Consider the following 20665-nt stretch of genomic DNA (forward strand, 5'->3'; position numbering starts at 1 on the left):
AAGGCTGTCGGTTCGGGGCCAATCTATTTTTACCAAGGGCGTGCTATGCCAACATACCCATGGATTGTAGGGTCGTTGTCGAGGCCGCGGTTCCGGTGTACGACGTAGAAACGCCCGACGAGGCCGTCCGGATCGCGATCTCGAAGACGGGCGAGATGCTGAATCCCGACCTCAACTACGTGGAGATCGACATGGGGGAACGGACCTGCCCCCACTGCGGGGAGGAGCTGGAGCCGGCCTTCGTCGCGGCCGACGAGAGCCTGGTCGCTCTCGAACTCGAAATGACGGTCTTCAACGTCGAACGAACCGAACACGCCTCGCGGATCGCCCGCAAAGAGATCGGCCAGCGTCTGGAGAACATCCCACTCGAAGTCCTGGAGGTCGAAGTCATCGAGGAGGACGAGGACGAGGCGGCGGAGGAAGAGGAGTCGGCCGAGGAAACTGAATCGGACGAGGAAGACGTGTTACCGGAGTTCGACGAGCTCATCGAGGGGTGATCGCGGCGGTTTTCTACTCGCAGACCCGCCGCTGACTGGCGCGTGCTTCGCGGGTCGCGGGTCGGTGAGAACAGTTAGTCGGCCTTGGCCGTCACGGTCTCTTCTGCACTCTCGGCCTCGTCCATGGTGCCGGTGATGCCCTTCGCGAGTGCAAAAACAGCCGATTTGTGATCAGTTTTCGATTTGTGGATCGATGTCGGTCGGACGCCCTTGGATTCGTATTCGGAAAGTTCCAGTTCTCGTGTGGATACTCGCTCGTAGTAATTCCCGACCTCGGCGAGGAGTCCATGCAGGTGGATGAGCTCCTGTTTTTTCATGTGCACCCTATCGTAACGAGTACAGGGTTATAGTATTACTCTGAGGAGAGTTACCAAGCCTTGTACCCTGGATTCCCGGGACAGGCGGCCTGAAAGGCTTTTAGGGGGCCCGCCCGCTTGCATCGGTATGGACTACGACGAGCAACTCGAGCGAGCCCTCGAAGAGAAACCCGACATCGCCGAAAAGGAGAGTCGCTTCGAGGTCCCGGACCCGAAGCTTCGAACGGAGGGGAACGTCACGGTCTTCGAGAACTTCCAGGCGCTTTTGGACCGACTCGATCGGGAAGACGAACACGTCCTCAAGTTCCTGCAGGACGAACTCGGCACGGCCGCCCAGATCGATGAACGGGGCCGCGCACGGCTGACCGGGGAGTTCAACGAGTCACGCGTACAGGCCGTGATCGACGAGTACGTCGATCAGTACGTCATCTGCCCGGAGTGTGGGCTTCCCGACACCCATCTGACCCACGAACAGGGAGCGGAACTGCTGGAGTGTGACGCCTGTGGCGCCCGCTCCTCGGTCTAAAACCGGCTACGCGAGTTTCTTGAGGTTCTGGAGATCGCGTTCTGTCCGCATGAACTCGGCCGTCCGGCGGGTCGCGTGACAGTTCGGACAGCTAAAGTTCGCTTCCGGAGCCGGGAGTTCGCTCGGCGTCGCTTCCCAGGCCTTCTGGCACTCCGGACAGACCAACTGGACGTAGGCCTCGTGTGGCATGCACCCACACAGTCGGGGGCCGGGGAGAAAAGCTTGCTGCCTAAATCCGGCCGACTTCTTCGACGGCGACCGATTCGACGCCCTCGACGGTCCGGAAGGCCTCCTCGACGGCCTCGGTCCCGCCAGCGTCGTCGGGGACGATAACCGTGGGGTAGAGCGCGACGAGGCCGAAGGCGACTTCCTCCTGGTCCACGTCGTTGATCTTCGCGCCTTCCGGCAGCGAACTCTCCAGTCGCTCCGTAAGTACGTCCAGGTCCAGTTCCGGACTCTGGGGCATCACCTTGATGACGGCGGCGACTTTGCCCATGTTATGGCCCCCGGAAACCGCACTCGGGACACTCATAGAGGTTGCTCTGCTTGCGACAGGTGGCACACCGATAGATCTGGTGACCACACTCCGGACACTTGAAGGCCGCCGCGTTGGTCCCGGAGATGTTGATCCCACAGGAGACACATCGGCGGGCCCGGTCGGTCTCACTCATGATCGATACGTGTCTCTACCTGTCCCGTGCGGTTTAACCGTTGTCTTTCGACCGCCGCCCGACCGTCCCACTTAACCCGACTGCCCGGGAAGCACGCCCATGGAAGAGGCGTGGTTCGCGGAACTGGACGACGACCCCGCGAGCGCCACACGGGCCATTCGATCGGGAAGCGCGGAGACGCCCCGGGACTGGCCGGCGCTAGCAGTCGAATCGGGGTTCGCCCCGGACGAGTCGGGGTACTACGAATTGCTTCACGAGGCGACCGTCGCGGCCGCCCGCGAGGCGGTGAGTGAGCGGGAGCGGGCCGACGACCAGCAACTCGTGCACGCGGTCCGGGCGATGGACGACCTCACCGAAGTCAAAAACGAGCTCGCCGAACGGGCCGCGGAGTGGGCCGGCAGTCAGTTCGGTGAGTCCCGCGAGGGGCTTGACTACGTCCTCGAAGTCGCCGCGAGGGACCCCGAAGGACCGGTCGAGGCGGAAGTCGTAGCGTTTGCCGAGTCGGTTCGAGATCTCGAACAGCGAGGACAGGCCCTTCGATCGTTCGTCGAGACACAGGCCCCCGCCGTGGCCCCGAACCTCTCGAACCTCGCCGAGCCGTTCCTGGCCGCCCGATTGATCGCCCTGGCCGGCGGCCTCGAAACACTCGCGAAAAAGCCAAGCGGCACCGTCCAGGTGCTCGGGGCCGAAGACGCCCTGTTCGCCCATCTCGAGGGCCACGCGCCATCGCCCAAACACGGGATCATCTTCACGCACGAGTACGTGCGCGGGACCCGTCCCGAAAAGCGGGGATCGGCGGCCCGGGCCCTGGCCGGGAAACTGTCGATCGCCGCTCGCATTGATCACTATCGCGGTGAACTGCATCCGGAGCTGAGAGCAGATCTCGAGGAGCGAATCGCGACGATCCGCGCCGGAGGGGCTGCGCAATGAGTCTGCCAGCGGGCGTCGAACGCCGGGAATTCGACGGCGAGATGGCACTCGCGACGCGGGGTGAGCCGGTCTACGGCGAGCCGACGGCGGACGGCTGGCGTCGCTGGGACCCCCACCGCTCGAAGCTCGGAGCGTTGCTCGAGTTGGGGCTCGACACCGGGTTCGAGGCTGGCGACGGGGTCCTCTACCTCGGCGCGGCGAGTGGCACGACAGTGAGCCACGTCGCTGACGTGGCCGGGCCGACCTACGCCGTCGAGTTCGCACCCCGACCGGTCAGGGACCTCCTTTCAGTCTGTGAGAGCCGGCCAAATCTCTTCCCGCTGCTCGCGGACGCGCGGCAGCCAGCGTCCTACGGTCACGTGGTGGAGGCGAATCTGGATGTGATCGTCCAGGACGTCGCAACGACCGGCCAGGCTGCGGTCGCACTCGAAAACGCCCGCTTTCTCGCCCCGGACGGCCGGCTGCTGCTCTCGATCAAGGCCCGCAGCGAGGATGTCACCCGCGAGCCGAGTGCCGTGTTCGAGGAATCGATCGAAACTCTCGAATCTGGCTATGAGGTACTCACGACTCGCGAACTCGACCCGTTCCACGAGGACCACCTGGGAGTGATCGCGACGCCACGAGCTCCCCCGGCTGAATAACCGACTTCAGGAACTATTTACGTCGACCACCCTTCGATTCCCGCGATGGCGAACGGGTCCGGAACCGTCTTCGACGAGATGGGAACCCTCGGCGTCGAGGAGGAGTACTTCGTCGTCGACAGCGACGGCGTTCCAGTCGCGGGGTCGGACGAGTTGGTCTACGAGCACGACGCGCCGCCGCCGATCACCGGCGACGTCGATCACGAACTCTTCAAGTTCGTGCTGGAGACCCGCACCCGGAAACTCGATGGTCCCGAGGCCGCGCCAGCGGCGGTCCGGACCGTTCGTGAAACCCTCCAGGAGTACGCGGCCGAACACGGCTTCCAGATCGCGGCGGCGGGGGTCCATCCCGCGGCCGACTGGCAACTCCACGAGCACGCCGAAAAACCGCGGTATCGAGCCCAACTCGATCGGATTCAGTATCCACAACATCGCAACACGACTGCCGGGCTGCACGTCCACGTCGGTGTGGACGGCCCCGAGAAGGCTGTCTGGATCACCAACGAGATCCGGCGCTATCTCCCGATCTTCCTCGCGCTTTCGGCGAATTCGCCGTTCTGGAACGGCTTTGACACCGGACTCTGCTCGGCCCGGGCCAAGATCTTCGAGAACCTGCCGAACACCGGGATGCCGACGAACTTCGAGGACTTTGCGGCCTACGAGCGCTTCGAATCCCGGATGCTCGAGACGGACTCGATTCGGGACTCGGGGGAACTCTGGTACGACGTCCGGCCCCACACCGGCATCGGGACAGTCGAGGTCCGGATCCCGGACGCCCAGGATCGCGTTGGCCACGTGGATGCCTTCGTCGAATACGCCCACGCACTCGTCCTGGACCTCGCGGCCCGATACGAGGACGGCGAGTCCTCACAGGCGTTGCGCTGGGAACTCCTCGACGAGAACAAGTGGCGAGCCCTGCGATACGGCCAGGAGACGGACCTCATTCAGCCGGATGGATCGACGCTGTCTCTCGCCGAGATCGTCGACCGGGAGGCCGACCGCCTCGGGATCGAGGGCATCAAACGCGTGTACGAAGCCGAAAGCGGGGCGACTCGCCAGCGGCGTATCCTGGAGGAGTCAGGCCCCGAAGCGCTTCGCGAGGCGCTCCTCATCGAGCCGAGGGTTTAAACGGCCTCGTCACTTGTGTCCTCGTAGAGAGGACATGACAGACGAAGACACAGAAGACACCACGGAAGCGGAGTCCACGGACGTGGCGGGCGAGCCGGTCGAAGTGAAGACTGGAGATGACATAGGGGAGACTGGAGAAGACAGAGAAGAGACTGGAGAGGGCGAAGACGAGACCGAAGAGCCCACGACGGGCCGGGGCGCACGGGAGCGCCTGGAGGAAAGCGCCGACCGGGCGGTCGACGAACTCGACACCAAGGTCATCGACATCCTCTCCTGGGTCCTCGACACCGAGACCCGGGGCCGGATCTACGTCTACCTGCGACAGCACCCCTGGAGCACCAGCGAGGAGGTCGCCGAAGGAACTGGCCTGTACCCGAGTACGGTGCGGGAGGCGCTGGCCGAACTCGCCGAGGAGGACATCGTCGAGCGACAGAAGCGCGAGAGCGAGGGGGCCGGGAACAACCCCTACGAGTACAAGTCCATCGCGCCCAGCGACCTCGTGGGCTCGGTCGTCGGCCGCGTGCAGGAGGAGCTGAACACCATCTTCAACATGGATCAGGTGCTCGATTCGGAGGAAACTGAAACCACCGAGCCGGTGCAGATCGAGGTGCACGACGAGTCCGACGAAGACGAGGACTGAGCCGAAACCCAACCTCTAAACGCGCGGGCACCCTCCGGCGGAGTATGGACGTGGCGCTGGGGGGAACGTTCGATCCCATCCACGACGGGCACCGTCGCCTTTTTCGTCGCGGATTCGAACTCGGTGACCTGACTGTCGGCTTGACCAGCGACGACCTGGCCCCCGAGACGCGTCACGAACCCCGATACGTGCGACCCTTCGAGGAGCGGCAGGCGAAACTGCGTGAGGAACTGGCCGAGATGGCCGCCACCTACGATCGGGACTTTGCAGTTCGAAAGCTTACCGAACCCACGGGCATCGCCGTCGAGCCGCCGTTCGAGGCCCTGGTCGTCACGCCGGAGACCCAGGCCGGTGGCGAGCGCATCAACCGTATTCGACGGGAGCGCGGGCTCGACCCCCTGGAGATCGTCGTGGTCGAGCGGCTCCTGGCGGACGACGGGGAGATCATTTCGAGCACGCGGATCGTCCGCGGTGAAATCGACGAGCACGGCCACGTCACGGAGGGGCCGGAGAACGAGCGCTCGGCGGTCCGCTGATCACCAGGACGGCGGCTCGAAGCCCGCGTCCCGTAACAACTCCCGCCACTGTTGCTGAATCGTAAGCCGAGAGACGTCCCCGGCTTCAGCGACGACCGTCTGGGAGCGTTGATCGCCAGCGATGAGCGAGCCGGCATAGAGGCTCGCGGCGCGAAGCCCGGGTTTGGAGCGGTCTGGAGCCGGGAGCTGGGAGAGGTAGAGTTCGCGGGCGGCCGATCGGGCCTGGGAGTCGAGTTCGAGTCGGTCTGCGACCTGCTCCAGGGCCGCGAGGTTGGCTTCTTCGGCTCGTTCCGTGCCGGCCCGGTACATGAAAGACTGCAGTCGGGGCAGGGAGTTAACGGTGTTGCCAGGTGACTCGTGAGTCTTATTGTGAGCGGGGTCGAAAGTCGGCTGCAGAGCGCGGGTAGCCAAGTGGTCAACGGCGCAGCGCTTAGGACGCTGTGGGGTAGCCCTCCGCAGGTTCGAATCCTGTCCCGCGCAGTGCGAGGTCGAACGAAGTGAGACCTCGGGTGGCGAACGGGGAGGAACGACCCGTGAGCAGTGAGCGAGCGTAGCGAGCGAACGAGCAGGCACGGATTCGAAGCAGGGAGGAGCTTTGCTCCGACCGTGGTTCGAATCCTGTCCCGCGCAGTGCGAGGTCGAACGAAGTGAGACCTCGGGTGGCGAACGGGGAGGAACGACCCGTGAGCCCACTTTTTCCGAGAGGTTGCGTAGCAGCCGCTCGCAAAAACTTGGGGAAAAAGACCGCTAGCAGTCGTGGAGATTCGTGCTTGGAGTGCCACCCCAACCCAAAAACCGACGGTGCTGTTATCGTGACGGGAGTCCAACAGGCCAGGCGAACGCGAGCCTATGGCCTGGCACGACCGGCCCGTCGCGGCGGTGTTCGAGACACTGGATAGCGACGCCAGCGGCCTGACGGACACGGAAGCCAGGGCGCGACTCGAATCCGGCGGGCCGAACGAGATCGAGAGCGAGGGGGGCCGAACCCCGCTCGCGGTCTTCGTCTCGCAGTTCACGAGCGGGCTGATTCTCGTGCTGATCGGGGCCGCGATCCTCTCGGCGGCGATCGGCCACCTCGTCGATGCCGTCCTCATCGCCGTGATCCTGCTGGCAAACGGCCTCTTCGGGTTCGTCCAGGAGTACCGCGCCGAGCGGAGCCTCCAGGCCCTCGCCGAGATGGCCACCCCGGAAGCGACGGTGATCCGGAACGGCGAGCGAGTGGAACGCAGCCAGCGGGCAGTCGTCCCGGGGGACGTGATCGTCCTGGAGGGCGGGGACGCAATCCCGGCCGACGCTCGCGTGCTTGAGACCGCGAGCCTGGAAGTCGACGAGGCGCCGCTGACCGGCGAGAGTGTCCCCGTCGAGAAACAGAGCGGGAAACTGGCGGCAGCAACCCCGGTCGCGGAGCGGACAAACATGGTCTTCCGCGGGACAATGGTTACCCGCGGGCGGGGTCGAGCCGTCGTGGTCGAGACCGGGATGGCCACCGAGGTGGGGGCCATCGCGGACGAACTGGCCACCGCCCGGGAGCGCCAGACGCCGCTCCAGCGCGACCTCGACCGACTGGGGAAGCGGATCGGCCTGGGCGTGCTCGCACTCTCCGCGCTCGTCGTCCCGCTTTTGGTCTGGCGGGGAACGGCGCTCGTGGACGCCGCCCTGGCTGCCGTCTCCCTGGCCGTCGCCGCAATTCCGGAGGGACTGCCAGCCGTGGTCACCTTGACCCTCGCGCTTGGCGTCAGGCGGATGGCCGACGCGAACGCGCTGGTGCGAACCCTCCCGGCTGTGGAGTCCCTCGGTTCGGTCGACGTGGTCTGTACGGACAAGACGGGGACCCTGACCGAGGGGCGGATGCACGTCGATCGGTTCTGGGTCTACGACGAGAGCCACGAGCAGTTCGACGGCACCAGGCAAATAGAGACGCTGCTCACCATCGGCGCGCTCTGTAACGACGCCGATGAGGACCGGGGCGAACCCACGGAAAAGGCCCTCTACGAGGCGGCCCTCGAAGCGGGAATCGACGTGGCGGCACTGCGAGCGCGGCGACCGCGGACGGACGAGATTCCGTTCTCGGCGGATCGCAAACGCATGACGACGATCCACGAGGACCGGGTCCGGATGAAAGGAGCCCCCACCGTGGTTCTGGAGCGCTCGAACCGAATCCTGACCGCCGACGGCGTGAAACCCCTTGACCGAGAGACACGGGACCGGATCGAAGCACAGGTCGCGGCCTTCGCCGACGACGCACTCCGGGTCCTGGGCTTTGCGTACAAAGAAGCGGGGGCGGGGGACCCCGAGTCGGACCTGGTGTTCGTCGGGCTACAGGGGCTGATCGACCCACCCCGCCCGGAGGTCGAGGCCGCCATCGCAGAGACTCGGCGTGCCGGCATCGCAGTCAAGATGATCACGGGGGACAACCGGCGCACGGCGAGGGCAATCGGGCGGGCGGTCGGCATCGAGTCCGCCGTCCTCACCGGCCCGGAGATCGACACGATGGACGAGAAGACCCTCGCCGAGCAGGTCGCGGAAGTGGATATCTTCGCGCGCACGACCCCAACCCACAAGGTCCGGATCCTGCAGGCCTTGCAGAACAACGGCCGAACCGTCGCGATGACGGGCGATGGGGTGAACGACGCGCCCGCGCTGAAGAACGCCGACGTGGGCATCGCGATGGGCATCAGAGGCACCGACGTCGCCAAGCAAGCCAGTGACATCACGCTCCTGGACGACAACTACGCGACAATCGAGGGAGCCATCCAGCGCGGGCGGGCGGTCTTCGACAACATCTGGAAGTTCGTGGGCTATCTCCTCTCGGCGAACCTCGCGGAGGTGCTCCTGGTCCTGATCGCCTCGCTCTGGGGCTATCTCGTCCTCCCGGCGGTGCAGTTGCTCTGGATCAACCTGCTCACCGACGGCCTTCCGGCACTCGCGATCGGGGCAGACCCGGAGGCCTCGGACGTGATGAAACGCGGCCCGCGCACGGAGAGCGGCGTCATCGACCGGCCGATGCTGACGCTCATCGGGGGCTTCGGCGGAACGGCGACGGTCGTGCTGCTCGGCGTGCTGGTACTCACCCTCGATGGCGCTCCAGCGGTGACGTCCTACGCGATGACGATGGTGTTCACCGGCTTCGTCGTCTTCGAAATCGCGAAGCTGTATCTCGTCCGGTTCACCCGCGGGACGAGCCCGCTCTCGAATCCCTGGCTCTCGGCTGCGGTCCTCCTCTCCATCCTGCTACAGCTAGCCGTCCTGTACACCCCGCTGAACCGGTACTTCGGCACGATTCCGTTGAGCCTGAGCGACTGGGGCATTTTACTCGGCGCGCTAGGCCTGGCGATGCCTGCCTTCCTCACCGTCGCATGGGTAGTGCGGCGCTCCGTCACGGCCCAGTGGGAGCGAGATCGGACAGAGGGACCGTAATGCTCGTCGAACTCGCGCTGTTCGTCCTCGGGCTGGCAATGTTGGTCTTCGGAGCCGACCGGGCCGTGACTGCCGCTGCCGGGCTGGCCCTCTTCTACGGCGTCTCGCCCTTCTTCGTGGGCGTGACCGTCATCTCGATCGGGACCTCGGTCCCGGAGATGGTCACGTCGATCACCGGGGCGTACTTCGGGGCGGGCGATCTGGTCGTGGGCAACATCGTCGGCTCCGAGACCGCCCAGATCACCCTCGCGATCGCGATCGTCGCGTTCATCACCCCGATCGTGGCCAAGCGGCGAAACGTGCTCACCTACGGGAGTGCGATGCTCCTCGCGATGACGGTAATGCTGCTGGCCCTCGAAGACGGCTCGATCGGTCGCTCAGAAGGATTCCTCATGATGCTCGCCTACGTGCAGTTCGTCTACATCCTGTACACGAACGAGGGCGGGGCAGAGATCGGCGAAGAGATAGAGGGGCGACTCAGCCCTCGTGAGGCCCTGCCGTGGATCATTGGGGGACTGGCGCTGGTCGTGGTCGGCAGCCAGATCATGGTGACTAATGGCATGGAAGTAGCCCGTATCGTGGGGGTCCCGGAGTACACGATCGGCCTGTTGACCGGTCTCGGCACGACGCTACCGGAGATCGCCATCGCCGGACTCGCCGCCACCAGGGGCCAGCAGGGGATCTCGGTGGGCTCACTGCTGGGGAGCAACGTCACGGACCCGGTCTTCTCGCTGGGGATCGGCGCCCTGTTCTTCGAGATCAGTGTGAGCAACCCCGAGCAAGTGCTGCTCTCGGCGAGTTACATGGTGCTCGTCTCGGTGGCCGTGCTCGGACTCTTGTACTGGCGGCGGGGGATTTCCCGCCCACTCGCGGTGGTCTGTCTACTGCTCTATCTCCCCTCGCTGGTCATCTGAGCGACCATGTGGAGTGAAACCATGGCGCCCAAAGTTATCGCTGGTGAAAATTGGGCCATAGATCTTTATATCGCCCATCGGAGTTTTAATCGAACAGTTGCCACCATGCCCAGCCAGTACTCAAGTGGCCCGATGGGTCACTACGAACGGTTCCTCTGGGGCGTCATGGACGCCCTGGGCGTGACCGCCACCGTGGAGCGGAAGATGTTGATGGCGACGCTGCTCCAGTTCGGGGCCATCGTCACTATCTTCGTCCTCGGGGTCGCGCTGATCGGCGTCCAGGAGTTCCAGACCGTCTTCACGACTGGCGAGATCGCGGTCTTCGCCGCCGTGTTCGTCCTCGCCGTGGGAGCGCTCTTGAACACCTGGCTCATTCTCAAGCGTGATTTCGTCACGCCGATCGAGGAAGTGAAGAACGCCGCCGCAGCCATCTCCGAGGGCGAACTCGACGAGGGAGTCCCAGCGACCGACCAACGGGACGAGATCGGCGAACTCGTCCGCTGTTTCGACCGGATGCACGGCTATCTCGGGACGGTCAGCTCCCAGGCCGAGGCCCTCAGCCGCGAAGAGTTCGACGCCGAGGTTCTCGAAGCCGACGTTCCGGGCAGCTTCGGTGAGTCCCTCGAACAGATGGAGGACAACCTCCGGACCAGAATCGAGGACCTCGAAGCGAAACGCGAGGCTATCGAGCGTCGGAACGAGGAACTGACGGAGACCGCCGCGGCCTACCAGCAGACGATGGGGCACGTAGCCGACGGCGATCTCACGCGACGCCTCGATGCGGACACGGACCACGAGGCCCTGGCGGGGATCGCCGACTCGTTCAACCGCATGGTCGGCGAGTGGGAGGAGATGCTCGGTGAACTCCGGCAGTTCGCCGACCAGGTCGCCGACGAGAGCCAGGCCCTGGAGACCAACGCGGCCGAGGTCAGGAACGCGAGTGAGGACATCAGCGAGTCCGTCCAGGAGATCTCGGCGGGTGTCGATCAGGAGAGCCGGCGGCTCGACGAGGCCTCGAACGAGTCCGAGAACCTCTCCGCGACGATCCAGGAGATCACCGCGTCCTCGGACAACGTCGCGACCCTCACCGAGCAGACTGCGGAAGTTGGCGAGACCGGCCAGGAAGCCGCCCAGAACGCCGAGACAGAGATGGCCGCGCTCCGGGAGCGAAGCCAGTCGGTCACTGACGCAGTCAGGACGCTCAACGGGACCCTAGAGGAGATCGGGGAGATCACCGACGTCATCCTCGACATCGCCGACCAGACGAACATTCTGGCCCTGAACGCGGGCATCGAGGCGGCGCGGGCCGACGCCGGGGGCGACGGCTTCGCCGTGGTGGCCGAGGAGGTCAAGTCCCTGGCCCAGGACACCAAAGAGTCAGCCGAGGAGATCGAGGGCCTCATCGGCGAGGTCCAGGCCCAGTCCGAAGAGACCGTCACGGAGATCGACGAGATGGCGGATCGGGTCGAGAGCGGGACCGAGACCGTCGAGACCGCGACGGCCGCCTTCGGGGAGATGGCCGAGAACGTCTCCGAGATCAACACCTCGATCAAGGAGGTCAACGACGCAACTGCCGAACAGGCCGAATCGATGCAGGACGTGGTGGCGATGATCCAGGAGATCGCGGCCATCAGCGACCAGACGGCGACCGAATCCCAGTCCGTGGCCGCGGCGGCCGAAGAACAGGCCGCGACACTGTCGAGTGTCGCCGACAACGCCACGGACCTGGCTGACAACGCCGAGGGGCTGGAGTCCCGGCTCTCTCAGTTCGAGGTGCGGGGAACCAGGTCGAGTGCTGGCGGGTCGAACGCCGGGTTCGAGGGTGATACGGGCCCGTCCGCGAGCGGCAAAACGGGTGCCGGCGCGGACTCGATGGAGTGGCAATCGGTCGCGACGGACGGCAGCGGCGACGACTAGGGCCGAGTCAAACGGATTATTCAAATGCCCGGACCCAATACGGGGGAGTATGGCGAAGTATTCCACCGGCGGCACCGACGGCGGTGGCGACGGCGGGACCTGTGAGCTCTGCGGGACCGCCACCGACGACCTGCATACGGTGACCGTCGAGGGCGCGACACTGTCTGTCTGTTCGGACTGTGCCTCACTCGGCGAAACAACGGGCGGTCCGGCGGCGGACACTCCAAACGAGTCAGGATCGGAGACCGAACGGCGCAAGCGGGCCGCCCAGCATACCGCCCAGGCCTTCGACGCGGCCACGGGGGATTCGACCCACTGGGAAGAGGAGGGCACGAACTACGAGGGCGATCGGCTCCCCTACCTCGTCGCCGACTACGGCGAGCGGGTCCTCAGGGCCCGCCAGGAGGCCGGCTATCAGCGCGAGGAACTCGCCGAGTCCATGGACATCGACGAGAACGACCTGCTCGCCGTCGAACAGGGCCGGGCGACATCGGCGTCAGTCGGTGGCTCGCTGATCCGGGCCCTCGAAGCGGAACTCGACGTCGAGTTGATCGAGGAGTAGCCCGCGACCGACCCGCTTTTTACGGGGCGGCGAATTCGGCCCAGTAATGGCAGCCTCACGCGGGCCAACGGAGCCCGAAGTCAGAGCGTTCGAATCGACCGTCGAGTCGATCGACGGGACGGAGGTCGTCCTCGAGGAGACCTGGTTCTACCCCGAAGGCGGCGGACAGCCCGCCGATCGCGGCGCCATCGAGGGCGTGCCGGTCCTCGACGTCCAGTCCGTCGACGAGCAGGTCGTCCATACCCTCGAACGGGCCCCGGACTTCGAGGTCGGGGACACGATCGGCGCGGTCATCGATGATGAGTTCCGGACCTACGCGATGCGGGCCCACACCGCCAGTCACGTGCTTTACGGTGCGGGCCGGCAGGTCTTCGCCGACATCGGCTACGGCGGCTTTGGAATCACCGACCAGAAGGTCCGGGTCGACTTCGAGACGTCGACGGAGATCGACGATGACACGCTCGTCGAACTGGAGCGACTGACCAACCGCGCGATCTGGGACTCCCGGGAGGTTACCTGGGAGGAACTCCCGCGCGAGGAGGCCCTGGAGCTGGACGACATCGCCTTCAACACCGCGACGGAGGAGGGAGTGATGGCCGACGCGGACACCGTCCGGGTCGTGACCGTCGAGGACTGGGACGTGGGTGCCTGCGGGGGAACCCACGTCTCGAACACGCGGGAGATCGGCCCGGTTTCGGTGCTGGAACGCTCGAATCCGGGCGAGGGGCTCACCCGTGTGGAGTTCGCCGTCGGCCCAAGCGCCGTCGAAGAGCGGGCCGCGGAGCATCAGGCCGCGCTGCAGGCCGCAAACGAGATCGGGACGAACATTACCTCGCTGCCACAGGCCGTCACGCGACTCCAGTCCGAGGTCGAGTCCCTGGAATCGGAGGTCGAGGACCTCACCGACACGGTCCTCACCGCGGAGTTGCGGGACCTCGATGCGGTCGGCGACTGGCAGGTGGGCGTGATCGACGACCACGAGGCGAACGCGGTCGGGGAACGTGTTCAGGAACTCGCCGGGGAGGTCGCCCCCGTGCTGGCCGCGACGGGCGGGAACGGCCGACCCTTCGTCGTGGTCGGGACCGACGGGACGGCGGACGCCGCCGAAATCGTCGACGCCGTGACCGAGGAGTTCGGCGGCGGAGGCGGCGGCGGCCCAACCTTCGCACAGGGTGGTGGCCTCGACGCCGACGCCGCGGACGTGAAGGCCTTTCTCGTCGAACGAGCCGAAACGGGCAAGTAGCCGATTCCCGTAGTCGGAAGTATGCACGAACAGGGCCGGACAATCGAGCGCGTCTCGGGGTGGGACTGATGCCCTGGGGCGTTCACAGCGAGTACAACGACGACGGCGGGCCGGAGGTCGAAATCGACGAGGAGCAGGAGGACGTCGACCGAAGCGAGGAGGGCGAGGAGCGAACCGAGGCCTTCGACGTCGGCGAGGCGCTCTCCAAACTCGACTGAGACGTATTTTCAAGGTAGTGGCCGTGGGAGCTAGTCCCATGAGCGGCATCGCGGCGATCAACAAGGACACCGGGGACGCGCCGATCACGATGCTCACGGCCGCGGACGCCCCGACGGCCAAGATCATCGAGGAGAGCGGCATCGACGTCATTCTGGTCGGTGACAGTCTCGGCAACACCCTCCTGGGCTATGACTCGACGATCCCGGTGACACAGGACGAGATGGAGAGTCACACCGCCGCCGTCGTCCGGGGAACTGAAACTGTGCCCGTCGTCGCCGACGTTCCCTTCCTCTCCTACGGGGCTGATCGGGCCGAGAGCATCCGGAACTGCGGCCGGTTCATCAAGGAAGCGGGCGCCGATGCCGTCAAACTGGAGAGTGGCCCCCACACCGTCTCGCTCACGGACCGACTGACGGACATGGGCATCCCGGTGATGGCCCACGTCGGAACCCGACCACAGCACGAGAGACAGACGGGTGGGCTCGGCCAGACAGGGGGAAGCGAGTCCGAAGCGGACGCCATCGTCTCGCTCGCCGAAGCCCACGAGTCGGCGGGCGCGTTCGCCGTGGTCGTCGAGCACGTTCCGGACGAGGTCGGGCAAACCGTCACCGAGGCGCTCTCGGTCCCCACGATTGGCATCGGGGCCGGCCCGGCCACTGACGGCCAGGTGCTGGTGCTCGCCGACGTGCTGGGACTCTCCGAGTCGGTGCCACCCTTCGCCGAGCAGTTCGGGGACGTCAGGCGCGAGATGCGGGCCGCGATCGAGGGCTACCAGGACGCAGTGACTCGCGGAGCCTTTCCCCGCGAGTGACTTCTGTCGGACAGACTGAATCAGCGCCAATCCGGCGCACGTTCCGGACCGCAATACCATCGTGCTTTCATCGCCCCGACGCCTTCGGCGGGTTAATTAGCGATAGATTTTTATAGAAGAACAAATTACATCGAGTTAGCAACATGGAGAGAAATGCGCAGGTTCGGTCGGACGTACCGGTGCGGCGATACCAGACCGAAGGCGGGGCACGGATCGTCGCCGACCTCGGGGCGACGGTGGCCGACGCGAGCGTCGAGGTCCTCGGAGACGTGGCGCTCGTGGTCGTCGAACGGGCCGATGGGGAGGATCGGCAGTTCGAGATCGACCTGCCGACGGGTAGCCTCGCGGATACGTTTATCAGGAACGGCATCCTCACTATCGAGGTGAACGAGGCATGAGCGACACGCTCAAACTGGTTGTCAAGCCCCTCAAGCAGAAGGACGCGGGGCGGGGACTGGCAGCCATCGACCGGCGAGCGATGGAGGAACTGGACTTGGAGAACGGCGATTACATCCTCATCGAGGGGCCGAACCAGGGGCGGGCCGTCGCCCGCGTCTGGCCCGGCTATCCCGAGGACGAGGGCAAGAACATCGTCCGGATCGACGGTCGCCTCCGCCAGGAGGCCAACGTCGGCATCGACGACCGCGTGGAGATCACGAAAGCCGACATCAAGCCAGCCACATCCGTGACGATCGCCCTGCCGCAGAACCTCCGGATTCGTGGCAACGTCGAGCCGATGCTCCGGGAGAAACTCTCCGGCCGCCCCGTCACCACCGGACAGACGGTCCCGGTCTCGCTCGGCTTCGGTGGCATCGCCAGCGTCTCGGGCCAGCAGATCCCGCTCAAGATCGCGGACACCAACCCCGAGGGGACCGTCGTCGTCACCGACTCGACGGAGATCCACGTGAGCGAGCGCCCCGCAGAGGAGATCACCGCCGAGACCGAGACCGTCGACACCCAGACCCCCAGCATTACCTACGAGGACATCGGCGGCCTGGACGACGAACTCGAACAGGTCCGGGAGATGATCGAGTTGCCGATGCGCCACCCCGAGCTCTTCCAGCAGCTCGGCATCGAGCCGCCCAAAGGCGTGCTCCTCCACGGGCCGCCCGGCACGGGCAAGACCCTGATCGCGAAGGCCGTCGCCAGCGAGATCGACGCGCACTTCCAGACGATCTCCGGGCCGGAGATCATGTCCAAATACTACGGGGAGTCCGAGGAACAGCTCCGGGAGGTCTTCGAGGAGGCCGAGGAGAAGGCCCCCGCAGTCATCTTCATCGACGAACTGGACTCCATCGCGCCGAAACGCGACGAAACGGCCGGCGACGTCGAGCGACGGGTCGTCGCCCAGTTGCTCTCCCTGATGGACGGGCTCGAAGAGCGTGGCGACGTGGTCGTCATCGCTGCCTCGAACCGCGTGGACGCGATCGATCCCGCGCTCCGTCGTGGCGGTCGCTTCGACCGGGAGATCGAGATCGGCGTCCCGGATCGGGACGGCCGTACCGAGATCCTCCAGGTCCACACCCGCGGAATGCCACTGGCCGACAGCGTGGACATCGACGAGTACGCGGAGAACACCCACGGCTACGTGGGCGCGGACATCGAGCAACTGGCCAAAGAGGCCGCGATGAACGCCCTGCGGCGCATCCGTCCCCAGATCGATCTGGAGGCCGACGAGATCGACGCCGAGATCCTGGAGGAACTCACGGTCACGGACCGTGACTTCACCGAGGCCATGAAGGGCATCACGCCCTCCGGGCTTCGGGAGGTCTTCATCGAGGTCCCCGACGTGACCTGGGAACAGGTCGGTGGCCTCGAAGAGACCAAAGAGCGCCTGCGCGAGACCGTCCAGTGGCCCCTGGAGTTCCCCGAGGTCTTCGAGCAGATGGACCTCGATTCGCCGCGTGGAATCCTCCTGTATGGCCCGCCCGGAACGGGGAAGACCCTCCTCGCGAAAGCCGTCGCCAGCGAGGCCAAGAACAACTTCATCTCGGTGAAAGGCCCCGAACTGCTGAACAAGTACGTGGGCGAATCCGAGAAGGGGATCCGGGAGATCTTCCAGAAGGCCCGGCAGAACGCACCGACCGTGATCTTCTTCGACGAGATCGACGCCATCGCGGGCCAGCGCGGCCGGCAGATGGGCGATTCGGGCGTGGGCGAACGCGTGGTCTCCCAACTGCTGAGTGAACTCGACGGCATCGAGTCCCTGGAGGACGTGGTCGTGATCGCGACGACGAACCGTCCGGACCTGATCGACGACGCCCTGCTCCGTCCCGGCCGGCTGGACCGGCACATCCACGTGCCGATCCCCGACGAGGCGGCCCGCCGGGCCATCTTCGAGGTCCACACGGAGAACAAACCCCTGGCCGACAGCGTCGATCTGGACGAGTTGGCCCGTCGCACCGAGAACTACGTCGGTGCGGACATCGAGGCGGTCTGCCGCGAGGCGACCATGCAGGCCACCCGGGAGTTCCTCAACAGCGTCGATCCCGAAGAGGCCACCCAGGGCGCGGCCAACGTTCGTGTGACCGCCGAGCACTTCGAGCACGCACTCGAAGAAGTCTCACCCTCGATCGACGACGAGATCAAGCGCCGCTACGAGGAACTCGAAGAACGGTTCACGAAGGCCCGGGCCGAATCCGAAGCCGGGGTCGACGACCAGTTCGGCCGGAGCTTCCAGTAACTCACTCCACTCGTTCTGCAGCGTCCCGCTCGACGAGCGGGTCGGCGTTCTCCCGTGGCAAATCGACCACGTCCGAGGGGTGCAGTTCGTAATCCTCGGCGTCCACGCCGAAGATCTCGCCCACCTCGCTCGTGACTCGAACCGTCTGGCGCTCCAGGCCGTCTTCGTCGCTTGTCGTCTCCGGCTCGCCCGCAGCCGCGTCTTCAGCGCCCTCGTCCTCGGTCTCCTCCGATTCGGACGCCGCGTCCGGGCCCATGACCGCGGCGGGGCTCGTCTCGATATCCTCCGACGGGGGATCCGGCGGGACCCGGTCGGAATCCGTGTCGGATTCGGTATCCGGCGTGTCAGTTTCGGTCGAGTCCGTCGGCATTGTGGCCGGCGAGCGATCCCCAGCGACCGTTTCGAGGACGGTTTGCTGGTTCGCCTGGATGCGATCGACCAGATCCTCGTAGAGGTCCCGCTCTTCTGCAGTTAACCCGTCGGCGCCACCCCCGTTGCCCGTCGCCGTCAGGGTAGCCTCGTCGACCAGCTTGCCGATTCGGCGCTGATAGATCGCCTCGACCACGTGCTCGGCGGTCTCGATTTCGCGGGTCAACTCGCTCACGCGATCGGAGCGGAAAGGATCGACCGCCTCCGCGGCGGCGTCGGCCCGCTTCTCGCGCAGGGATTCGAGGTAGGCAGCGACGTCGGCATAAAAGGACTCCCGGAGCTCCTGGAGGCTGTCCGTCGCTCGCTCCTGCCGTTGGACGCGGTGTAGCTCCGATAGATCCATGTTATTCTGTGGGCTTCTCGGCCTGGCCGCGGGTCATGAGGAAGATGCCCGCGTACTCGGGTACTGTCTCGTTGCCCGGGCTCACACTAAGGCTTTCCCCGTCGAAGGTGACCGTCGTCGCCTCGGTGACCTCCACTGTTATCTCGTGCCCGCGGAAGGGTTCTGGCACGGCGTCGCTAAGTGGGTCGAAATCGGGGACGGCCGCCCGCTCGATGGGAACGACCTTGAGCCCAGTCCCACCGTGGAGGGATCCGGGGAGTCGAATCAGTCGATGTGTGTCGGTCGTGACCGGTTCGTCGATCGGCGAGGATTCCGCCCGGACAGTCTCCTCGACCATCGCCCGGGCGACCGGCAGGAACGCCGGATGCACGTCGACGTTGCCCGCCTCCACGGCCGCCGTGTTCTCCTGGAGAACCGAGAGGACCGCCGTGGCGTTCTTCTCGCCGATCCCGTCGAACTCGGTTAGCCGATCGATCGCGTCTGGTTCCTCGAGTGCCAGCAGTTGATCTGTGAGTTCCTGGATGTGCTCCACCACGCGGCGACCCCAGCCACCCGCCGTGGGGATCGACCGCCTGTTCGCCGGGGTCTTTCGCCCCCGGCCACTGACCGGCTCCTCGGTCAGCAGTGATTCCAGGGAGAGCCCGCTGCCCCGGACGTACTCCACGACCTCCCGGCGCTGCTCGCGATCCAGGTTCCGAACCGACTGGTCCCGGACGTGGACGTGATAGCCGCGCCCGCCGGAGAACGTGATCGTCAGGTCTTCGAACCCGAAATCGGTCTCCAGGAGATCCAAGAGCCGCATCAGTGCCCCTTTACAGGCCTCGAGCATCTCCGCGTAGGTATCCGTGCCGGGATCGACACTCGGCAGGTGATCGGCGTCCAGGTCGAAGACCAGATCCGAGCCCTGCCAGCCCTTCTCGTCCATCGTTCGCGCGCTCGGGTCCGCGTAGTGGCCGGCCGAGAAGTAGACGTGTCGGGGTCGCTCGCGGACCAGAAACGAGTCCAGCGAGCCCAGGTCGTGCACCGATCGGTGTCGGACCATGGTCGTCCCGGGCCCGGACTCCCAGGGGATGTACCCCCACTCGCGGGCGGTCACGTCCGGTGGGTCAGCCGGGGGCTCCCGGCGGTAGAAATCCCGGAACCGACCCCGGAGATAGGACCGCGTGCGCTCCTCCATGGGTCCTCCCGTACTCGACGGCACGGTAAAGAGGTTTCTTCACCGGCTCACCGACCGAACAGTTCGGTCAGCCGTTCGAGGAGTCGATCGCTGTCCCCAAGTCGGAGGTAGTACGCGTCGACCCCGTCCTCGTAGTAGTCCTGGATCCGCCGCACCCGCTCGAAGCCCAGATGCTCGTAGAACTCCAGGGCGTTTCGATTCGACACCCGCGCGTGACAGGACACGCCCGTCGCGTCCTCGGCGATGGCCGCGATGAGTCGTTCGCCCAGCCCCCGACCACGGTAGTCCGGGTCGATACCCAGAAACAGGATGTAGCCGTCCCCACGGGCCGCGGCGAAACCGGCCAGGGTCTCGCCGTCGAAAAACGCGTGCACGGTCGCCTTCCGGTAGGCATCCGCGAAAAAGCCCCACCGCTGTTTGAGGAGCCCCTCCTCCTCGCGGATGGCCTCCTTGAGCTCCCAGGCCGCCTGGAGGTAGTCATCCTCCCCTGGCGGGACGACCCGCCGTTCCAGCGTCACGCTCACTAGTTGCTGCTATCCCGTCCCGAAACATAATACCTCCGCCCACCGGCAGGTATCATATGGGGATGGACAGTCACGCAGGGGACGGGCAGCCGGCGTCGGGCGAGTTCGAACTGCGATCACACACCGCCGACGTGGCCGTGGAAGCGACCGGAGACAGCATCTCCGCGGTTTTCGGGGCCACCGCAGAGGGACTGGCAGCGGCCCACGTCGATACCCTGCCCGAAGACGGCGGCTCGACACACGAGTTTTCGGTAACCGCCGAGAGCCAGACCGCACTGCTCTTTGACTACCTCGACCGGCTGATCTACCTGCGGGATGTCGAGAACGTGTTGCCAGTCGACAACGAGGCCAGGGTTACGGAAGCAAACGGCGAGTGGCAGGTTGAGGCGCGGTTCCGGGGAGTCCCACTTGAGTCGATCACTGCCAGGGAGGTGAAAGCGGCCACGTACTCCGAAATGGACCTCAGTCAGCAACACGGCCGGTGGCACGCCTACGTGGTCCTGGACGTTTGAAATCGATCCGACCGGCCAAAGCTTTGTA

Annotated in this window: 25 protein-coding genes and 1 tRNA gene; 18 read left to right on the forward strand and 8 right to left on the reverse strand. The window is 65.6% G+C overall.

Features of this window, described 5'->3' with window-relative positions; genetic code table 11:
- Positions 1-59 precede the first annotated feature (59 nt).
- Positions 60-497 carry a DUF555 domain-containing protein gene (locus RH831_RS00155; protein WP_310552283.1) on the forward strand — a complete coding sequence of 146 codons (438 nt, stop codon included), beginning with the start codon at positions 60-62 and terminating at the stop codon, positions 495-497.
- A gap of 74 nt (positions 498-571) precedes the next feature.
- Here the strand turns inward: RH831_RS00155 and RH831_RS00160 are convergent, their stop codons facing one another.
- Entirely contained in the window at positions 572-814 is a 243-nt protein-coding gene (locus RH831_RS00160) for a UPF0058 family protein (protein WP_070364526.1), read from the reverse strand.
- Between the two features lie 127 nt (positions 815-941).
- On the opposite strand from RH831_RS00160, the gene RH831_RS00165 reads away from it, so the two are divergent.
- Positions 942-1340 carry a translation initiation factor IF-2 subunit beta gene (locus RH831_RS00165; protein WP_310552284.1) on the forward strand — a complete coding sequence of 133 codons (399 nt, stop codon included), beginning with the start codon at positions 942-944 and terminating at the stop codon, positions 1338-1340.
- A gap of 6 nt (positions 1341-1346) precedes the next feature.
- Here RH831_RS00165 and RH831_RS00170 read toward each other — a convergent pair whose 3' ends face one another.
- The 3 genes from RH831_RS00170 to RH831_RS00180 are packed head-to-tail and all read right to left on the reverse strand — an operon-like array spanning position 1347 to position 2011.
- Positions 1347-1529, reverse strand: a complete 183-nt coding sequence (locus RH831_RS00170) for a hypothetical protein (protein ID WP_070364524.1) — start codon at positions 1527-1529, stop codon at positions 1347-1349.
- Between the two features lie 40 nt (positions 1530-1569).
- On the reverse strand, positions 1570-1836 hold the full coding sequence (locus RH831_RS00175; RefSeq protein ID WP_070364523.1) for an elongation factor 1-beta: 267 nt from the start codon (positions 1834-1836) through the stop codon (positions 1570-1572).
- A 1-nt stretch (position 1837) separates the two neighbouring features.
- Positions 1838-2011: an HVO_2753 family zinc finger protein gene (locus RH831_RS00180; RefSeq protein ID WP_070364522.1), complete on the reverse strand. Its 174-nt coding sequence runs from the start codon at positions 2009-2011 to the stop codon at positions 1838-1840.
- A 99-nt stretch (positions 2012-2110) separates the two neighbouring features.
- On the opposite strand from RH831_RS00180, the gene RH831_RS00185 reads away from it, so the two are divergent.
- From RH831_RS00185 to RH831_RS00205, 5 genes are read left to right on the forward strand one after another with little or no spacing between them, the layout of a single operon-like run.
- Positions 2111-2941, forward strand: coding sequence for an NOP5/NOP56 family protein (locus RH831_RS00185; RefSeq protein WP_310552285.1), 831 nt, complete (start codon positions 2111-2113; stop codon positions 2939-2941).
- The gene (locus tag RH831_RS00190; protein ID WP_310552286.1) at positions 2938-3582 is read left to right on the forward strand and encodes a fibrillarin-like rRNA/tRNA 2'-O-methyltransferase; all 645 of its coding nucleotides are present in this window, start codon (positions 2938-2940) and stop codon (positions 3580-3582) included. Before RH831_RS00185 ends, RH831_RS00190 begins: the two co-directional genes overlap by 4 nt.
- A 45-nt stretch (positions 3583-3627) precedes the next feature.
- Entirely contained in the window at positions 3628-4710 is a 1083-nt protein-coding gene (locus tag RH831_RS00195) for a glutamate--cysteine ligase (RefSeq protein WP_310552287.1), read from the forward strand.
- Positions 4711-4744: 34 nt separating this feature from the next.
- The gene (locus tag RH831_RS00200) at positions 4745-5350 is read left to right on the forward strand and encodes a winged helix-turn-helix transcriptional regulator (RefSeq protein ID WP_396275403.1); all 606 of its coding nucleotides are present in this window, start codon (positions 4745-4747) and stop codon (positions 5348-5350) included.
- Positions 5351-5394: 44 nt separating this feature from the next.
- Positions 5395-5886 (forward strand): phosphopantetheine adenylyltransferase, encoded by a 492-nt coding sequence (locus RH831_RS00205; protein ID WP_310552288.1) that lies wholly within the window; start codon positions 5395-5397, stop codon positions 5884-5886.
- Here RH831_RS00205 and RH831_RS00210 read toward each other — a convergent pair whose 3' ends face one another.
- Positions 5887-6195 (reverse strand): transcription initiation factor IIB family protein, encoded by a 309-nt coding sequence (locus RH831_RS00210; RefSeq protein WP_310552289.1) that lies wholly within the window; start codon positions 6193-6195, stop codon positions 5887-5889.
- A gap of 88 nt (positions 6196-6283) precedes the next feature.
- Here RH831_RS00210 and RH831_RS00215 point away from each other — a divergent pair.
- The 10 genes from RH831_RS00215 (at position 6284) to RH831_RS00260 (ending at position 17652) form a co-directional block, all read left to right on the forward strand.
- Positions 6284-6366 (forward strand) — tRNA-Leu (locus tag RH831_RS00215).
- A 369-nt stretch (positions 6367-6735) separates the two neighbouring features.
- Positions 6736-9303 (forward strand): cation-translocating P-type ATPase, encoded by a 2568-nt coding sequence (locus tag RH831_RS00220; RefSeq protein ID WP_310552290.1) that lies wholly within the window; start codon positions 6736-6738, stop codon positions 9301-9303.
- Positions 9303-10217: a sodium:calcium antiporter gene (locus RH831_RS00225; RefSeq protein ID WP_310552291.1), complete on the forward strand. Its 915-nt coding sequence runs from the start codon at positions 9303-9305 to the stop codon at positions 10215-10217. The genes RH831_RS00220 and RH831_RS00225 overlap by 1 nt, the downstream gene beginning before the upstream one ends.
- 105 nt (positions 10218-10322) lie before the next feature.
- Complete coding sequence (locus tag RH831_RS00230) at positions 10323-12134, forward strand: methyl-accepting chemotaxis protein (RefSeq protein WP_310552292.1); 1812 nt, start codon at positions 10323-10325, stop codon at positions 12132-12134.
- A gap of 49 nt (positions 12135-12183) precedes the next feature.
- Positions 12184-12696, forward strand: coding sequence for a multiprotein-bridging factor 1 family protein (locus RH831_RS00235; protein WP_070364513.1), 513 nt, complete (start codon positions 12184-12186; stop codon positions 12694-12696).
- 46 nt (positions 12697-12742) lie between these two features.
- A complete protein-coding gene (locus tag RH831_RS00240; RefSeq protein ID WP_310552293.1) occupies positions 12743-13939 on the forward strand; it encodes an alanine--tRNA ligase-related protein in 1197 nt (398 codons plus the stop codon).
- 68 nt (positions 13940-14007) lie between these two features.
- Entirely contained in the window at positions 14008-14157 is a 150-nt protein-coding gene (locus RH831_RS00245; RefSeq protein ID WP_310552294.1) for a hypothetical protein, read from the forward strand.
- A gap of 38 nt (positions 14158-14195) precedes the next feature.
- Complete coding sequence (gene panB / locus RH831_RS00250) at positions 14196-14969, forward strand: 3-methyl-2-oxobutanoate hydroxymethyltransferase (protein WP_310552295.1); 774 nt, start codon at positions 14196-14198, stop codon at positions 14967-14969.
- A 143-nt stretch (positions 14970-15112) separates the two neighbouring features.
- Positions 15113-15367 carry an Hsp20/alpha crystallin family protein gene (locus RH831_RS00255; protein WP_310552296.1) on the forward strand — a complete coding sequence of 85 codons (255 nt, stop codon included), beginning with the start codon at positions 15113-15115 and terminating at the stop codon, positions 15365-15367.
- Positions 15364-17652, forward strand: a complete 2289-nt coding sequence (locus RH831_RS00260) for a CDC48 family AAA ATPase (RefSeq protein ID WP_310552297.1) — start codon at positions 15364-15366, stop codon at positions 17650-17652. The genes RH831_RS00255 and RH831_RS00260 overlap by 4 nt, the downstream gene beginning before the upstream one ends.
- A 1-nt stretch (position 17653) precedes the next feature.
- On the opposite strand, the gene RH831_RS00265 is transcribed toward RH831_RS00260, so the two are convergent.
- The 3 genes from RH831_RS00265 to RH831_RS00275 are packed head-to-tail and all read right to left on the reverse strand — an operon-like array spanning position 17654 to position 20125.
- The gene (locus tag RH831_RS00265; RefSeq protein WP_310552298.1) at positions 17654-18424 is read right to left on the reverse strand and encodes a hypothetical protein; all 771 of its coding nucleotides are present in this window, start codon (positions 18422-18424) and stop codon (positions 17654-17656) included.
- 1 nt (position 18425) lies between these two features.
- A complete protein-coding gene (gene priS / locus RH831_RS00270) occupies positions 18426-19601 on the reverse strand; it encodes a DNA primase small subunit PriS (RefSeq protein ID WP_310552299.1) in 1176 nt (391 codons plus the stop codon).
- A 47-nt stretch (positions 19602-19648) separates the two neighbouring features.
- A complete protein-coding gene (locus RH831_RS00275) occupies positions 19649-20125 on the reverse strand; it encodes an N-acetyltransferase (RefSeq protein WP_310552300.1) in 477 nt (158 codons plus the stop codon).
- A gap of 56 nt (positions 20126-20181) precedes the next feature.
- On the opposite strand from RH831_RS00275, the gene RH831_RS00280 reads away from it, so the two are divergent.
- Positions 20182-20637: an archease gene (locus RH831_RS00280; protein WP_310552301.1), complete on the forward strand. Its 456-nt coding sequence runs from the start codon at positions 20182-20184 to the stop codon at positions 20635-20637.
- Positions 20638-20665: the final 28 nt, after the last annotated feature.

Origin of the sequence: Halodesulfurarchaeum sp. HSR-GB (assembly GCF_031432215.1) — an archaeon.
GTDB lineage: Archaea > Halobacteriota > Halobacteria > Halobacteriales > Halobacteriaceae > Halodesulfurarchaeum.

Bases quoted from the DNA above. Each gene is read 5' to 3' on its own strand.
- RH831_RS00175 (WP_070364523.1), bottom strand. From the start codon at position 1,836: ATGGGCAAAGTCGCCGCCGTCATCAAGGTGATGCCCCAGAGTCCGGAA.
- RH831_RS00255 (WP_310552296.1), top strand. From the start codon at position 15,113: ATGGAGAGAAATGCGCAGGTTCGGTCGGACGTACCGGTGCGGCGATAC.
- RH831_RS00240 (WP_310552293.1), top strand. From the start codon at position 12,743: ATGGCAGCCTCACGCGGGCCAACGGAGCCCGAAGTCAGAGCGTTCGAA.
- RH831_RS00230 (WP_310552292.1), top strand. From the start codon at position 10,323: ATGCCCAGCCAGTACTCAAGTGGCCCGATGGGTCACTACGAACGGTTC.
- RH831_RS00225 (WP_310552291.1), top strand. From the start codon at position 9,303: ATGCTCGTCGAACTCGCGCTGTTCGTCCTCGGGCTGGCAATGTTGGTC.
- RH831_RS00235 (WP_070364513.1), top strand. From the start codon at position 12,184: ATGGCGAAGTATTCCACCGGCGGCACCGACGGCGGTGGCGACGGCGGG.
- RH831_RS00260 (WP_310552297.1), top strand. From the start codon at position 15,364: ATGAGCGACACGCTCAAACTGGTTGTCAAGCCCCTCAAGCAGAAGGAC.
- RH831_RS00155 (WP_310552283.1), top strand. From the start codon at position 60: ATGGATTGTAGGGTCGTTGTCGAGGCCGCGGTTCCGGTGTACGACGTA.
- RH831_RS00185 (WP_310552285.1), top strand. From the start codon at position 2,111: ATGGAAGAGGCGTGGTTCGCGGAACTGGACGACGACCCCGCGAGCGCC.
- RH831_RS00210 (WP_310552289.1), bottom strand. From the start codon at position 6,195: ATGTACCGGGCCGGCACGGAACGAGCCGAAGAAGCCAACCTCGCGGCC.
- RH831_RS00245 (WP_310552294.1), top strand. From the start codon at position 14,008: ATGCCCTGGGGCGTTCACAGCGAGTACAACGACGACGGCGGGCCGGAG.
- RH831_RS00195 (WP_310552287.1), top strand. From the start codon at position 3,628: ATGGCGAACGGGTCCGGAACCGTCTTCGACGAGATGGGAACCCTCGGC.
- RH831_RS00190 (WP_310552286.1), top strand. From the start codon at position 2,938: ATGAGTCTGCCAGCGGGCGTCGAACGCCGGGAATTCGACGGCGAGATG.
- RH831_RS00200 (WP_396275403.1), top strand. From the start codon at position 4,745: ATGACAGACGAAGACACAGAAGACACCACGGAAGCGGAGTCCACGGAC.
- RH831_RS00165 (WP_310552284.1), top strand. From the start codon at position 942: ATGGACTACGACGAGCAACTCGAGCGAGCCCTCGAAGAGAAACCCGAC.
- RH831_RS00280 (WP_310552301.1), top strand. From the start codon at position 20,182: ATGGGGATGGACAGTCACGCAGGGGACGGGCAGCCGGCGTCGGGCGAG.
- RH831_RS00180 (WP_070364522.1), bottom strand. From the start codon at position 2,011: ATGAGTGAGACCGACCGGGCCCGCCGATGTGTCTCCTGTGGGATCAAC.
- priS (WP_310552299.1), bottom strand. From the start codon at position 19,601: ATGGAGGAGCGCACGCGGTCCTATCTCCGGGGTCGGTTCCGGGATTTC.
- RH831_RS00265 (WP_310552298.1), bottom strand. From the start codon at position 18,424: ATGGATCTATCGGAGCTACACCGCGTCCAACGGCAGGAGCGAGCGACG.
- RH831_RS00220 (WP_310552290.1), top strand. From the start codon at position 6,736: ATGGCCTGGCACGACCGGCCCGTCGCGGCGGTGTTCGAGACACTGGAT.
- RH831_RS00205 (WP_310552288.1), top strand. From the start codon at position 5,395: ATGGACGTGGCGCTGGGGGGAACGTTCGATCCCATCCACGACGGGCAC.
- RH831_RS00160 (WP_070364526.1), bottom strand. From the start codon at position 814: ATGAAAAAACAGGAGCTCATCCACCTGCATGGACTCCTCGCCGAGGTC.
- RH831_RS00170 (WP_070364524.1), bottom strand. From the start codon at position 1,529: ATGCCACACGAGGCCTACGTCCAGTTGGTCTGTCCGGAGTGCCAGAAG.
- panB (WP_310552295.1), top strand. From the start codon at position 14,196: ATGAGCGGCATCGCGGCGATCAACAAGGACACCGGGGACGCGCCGATC.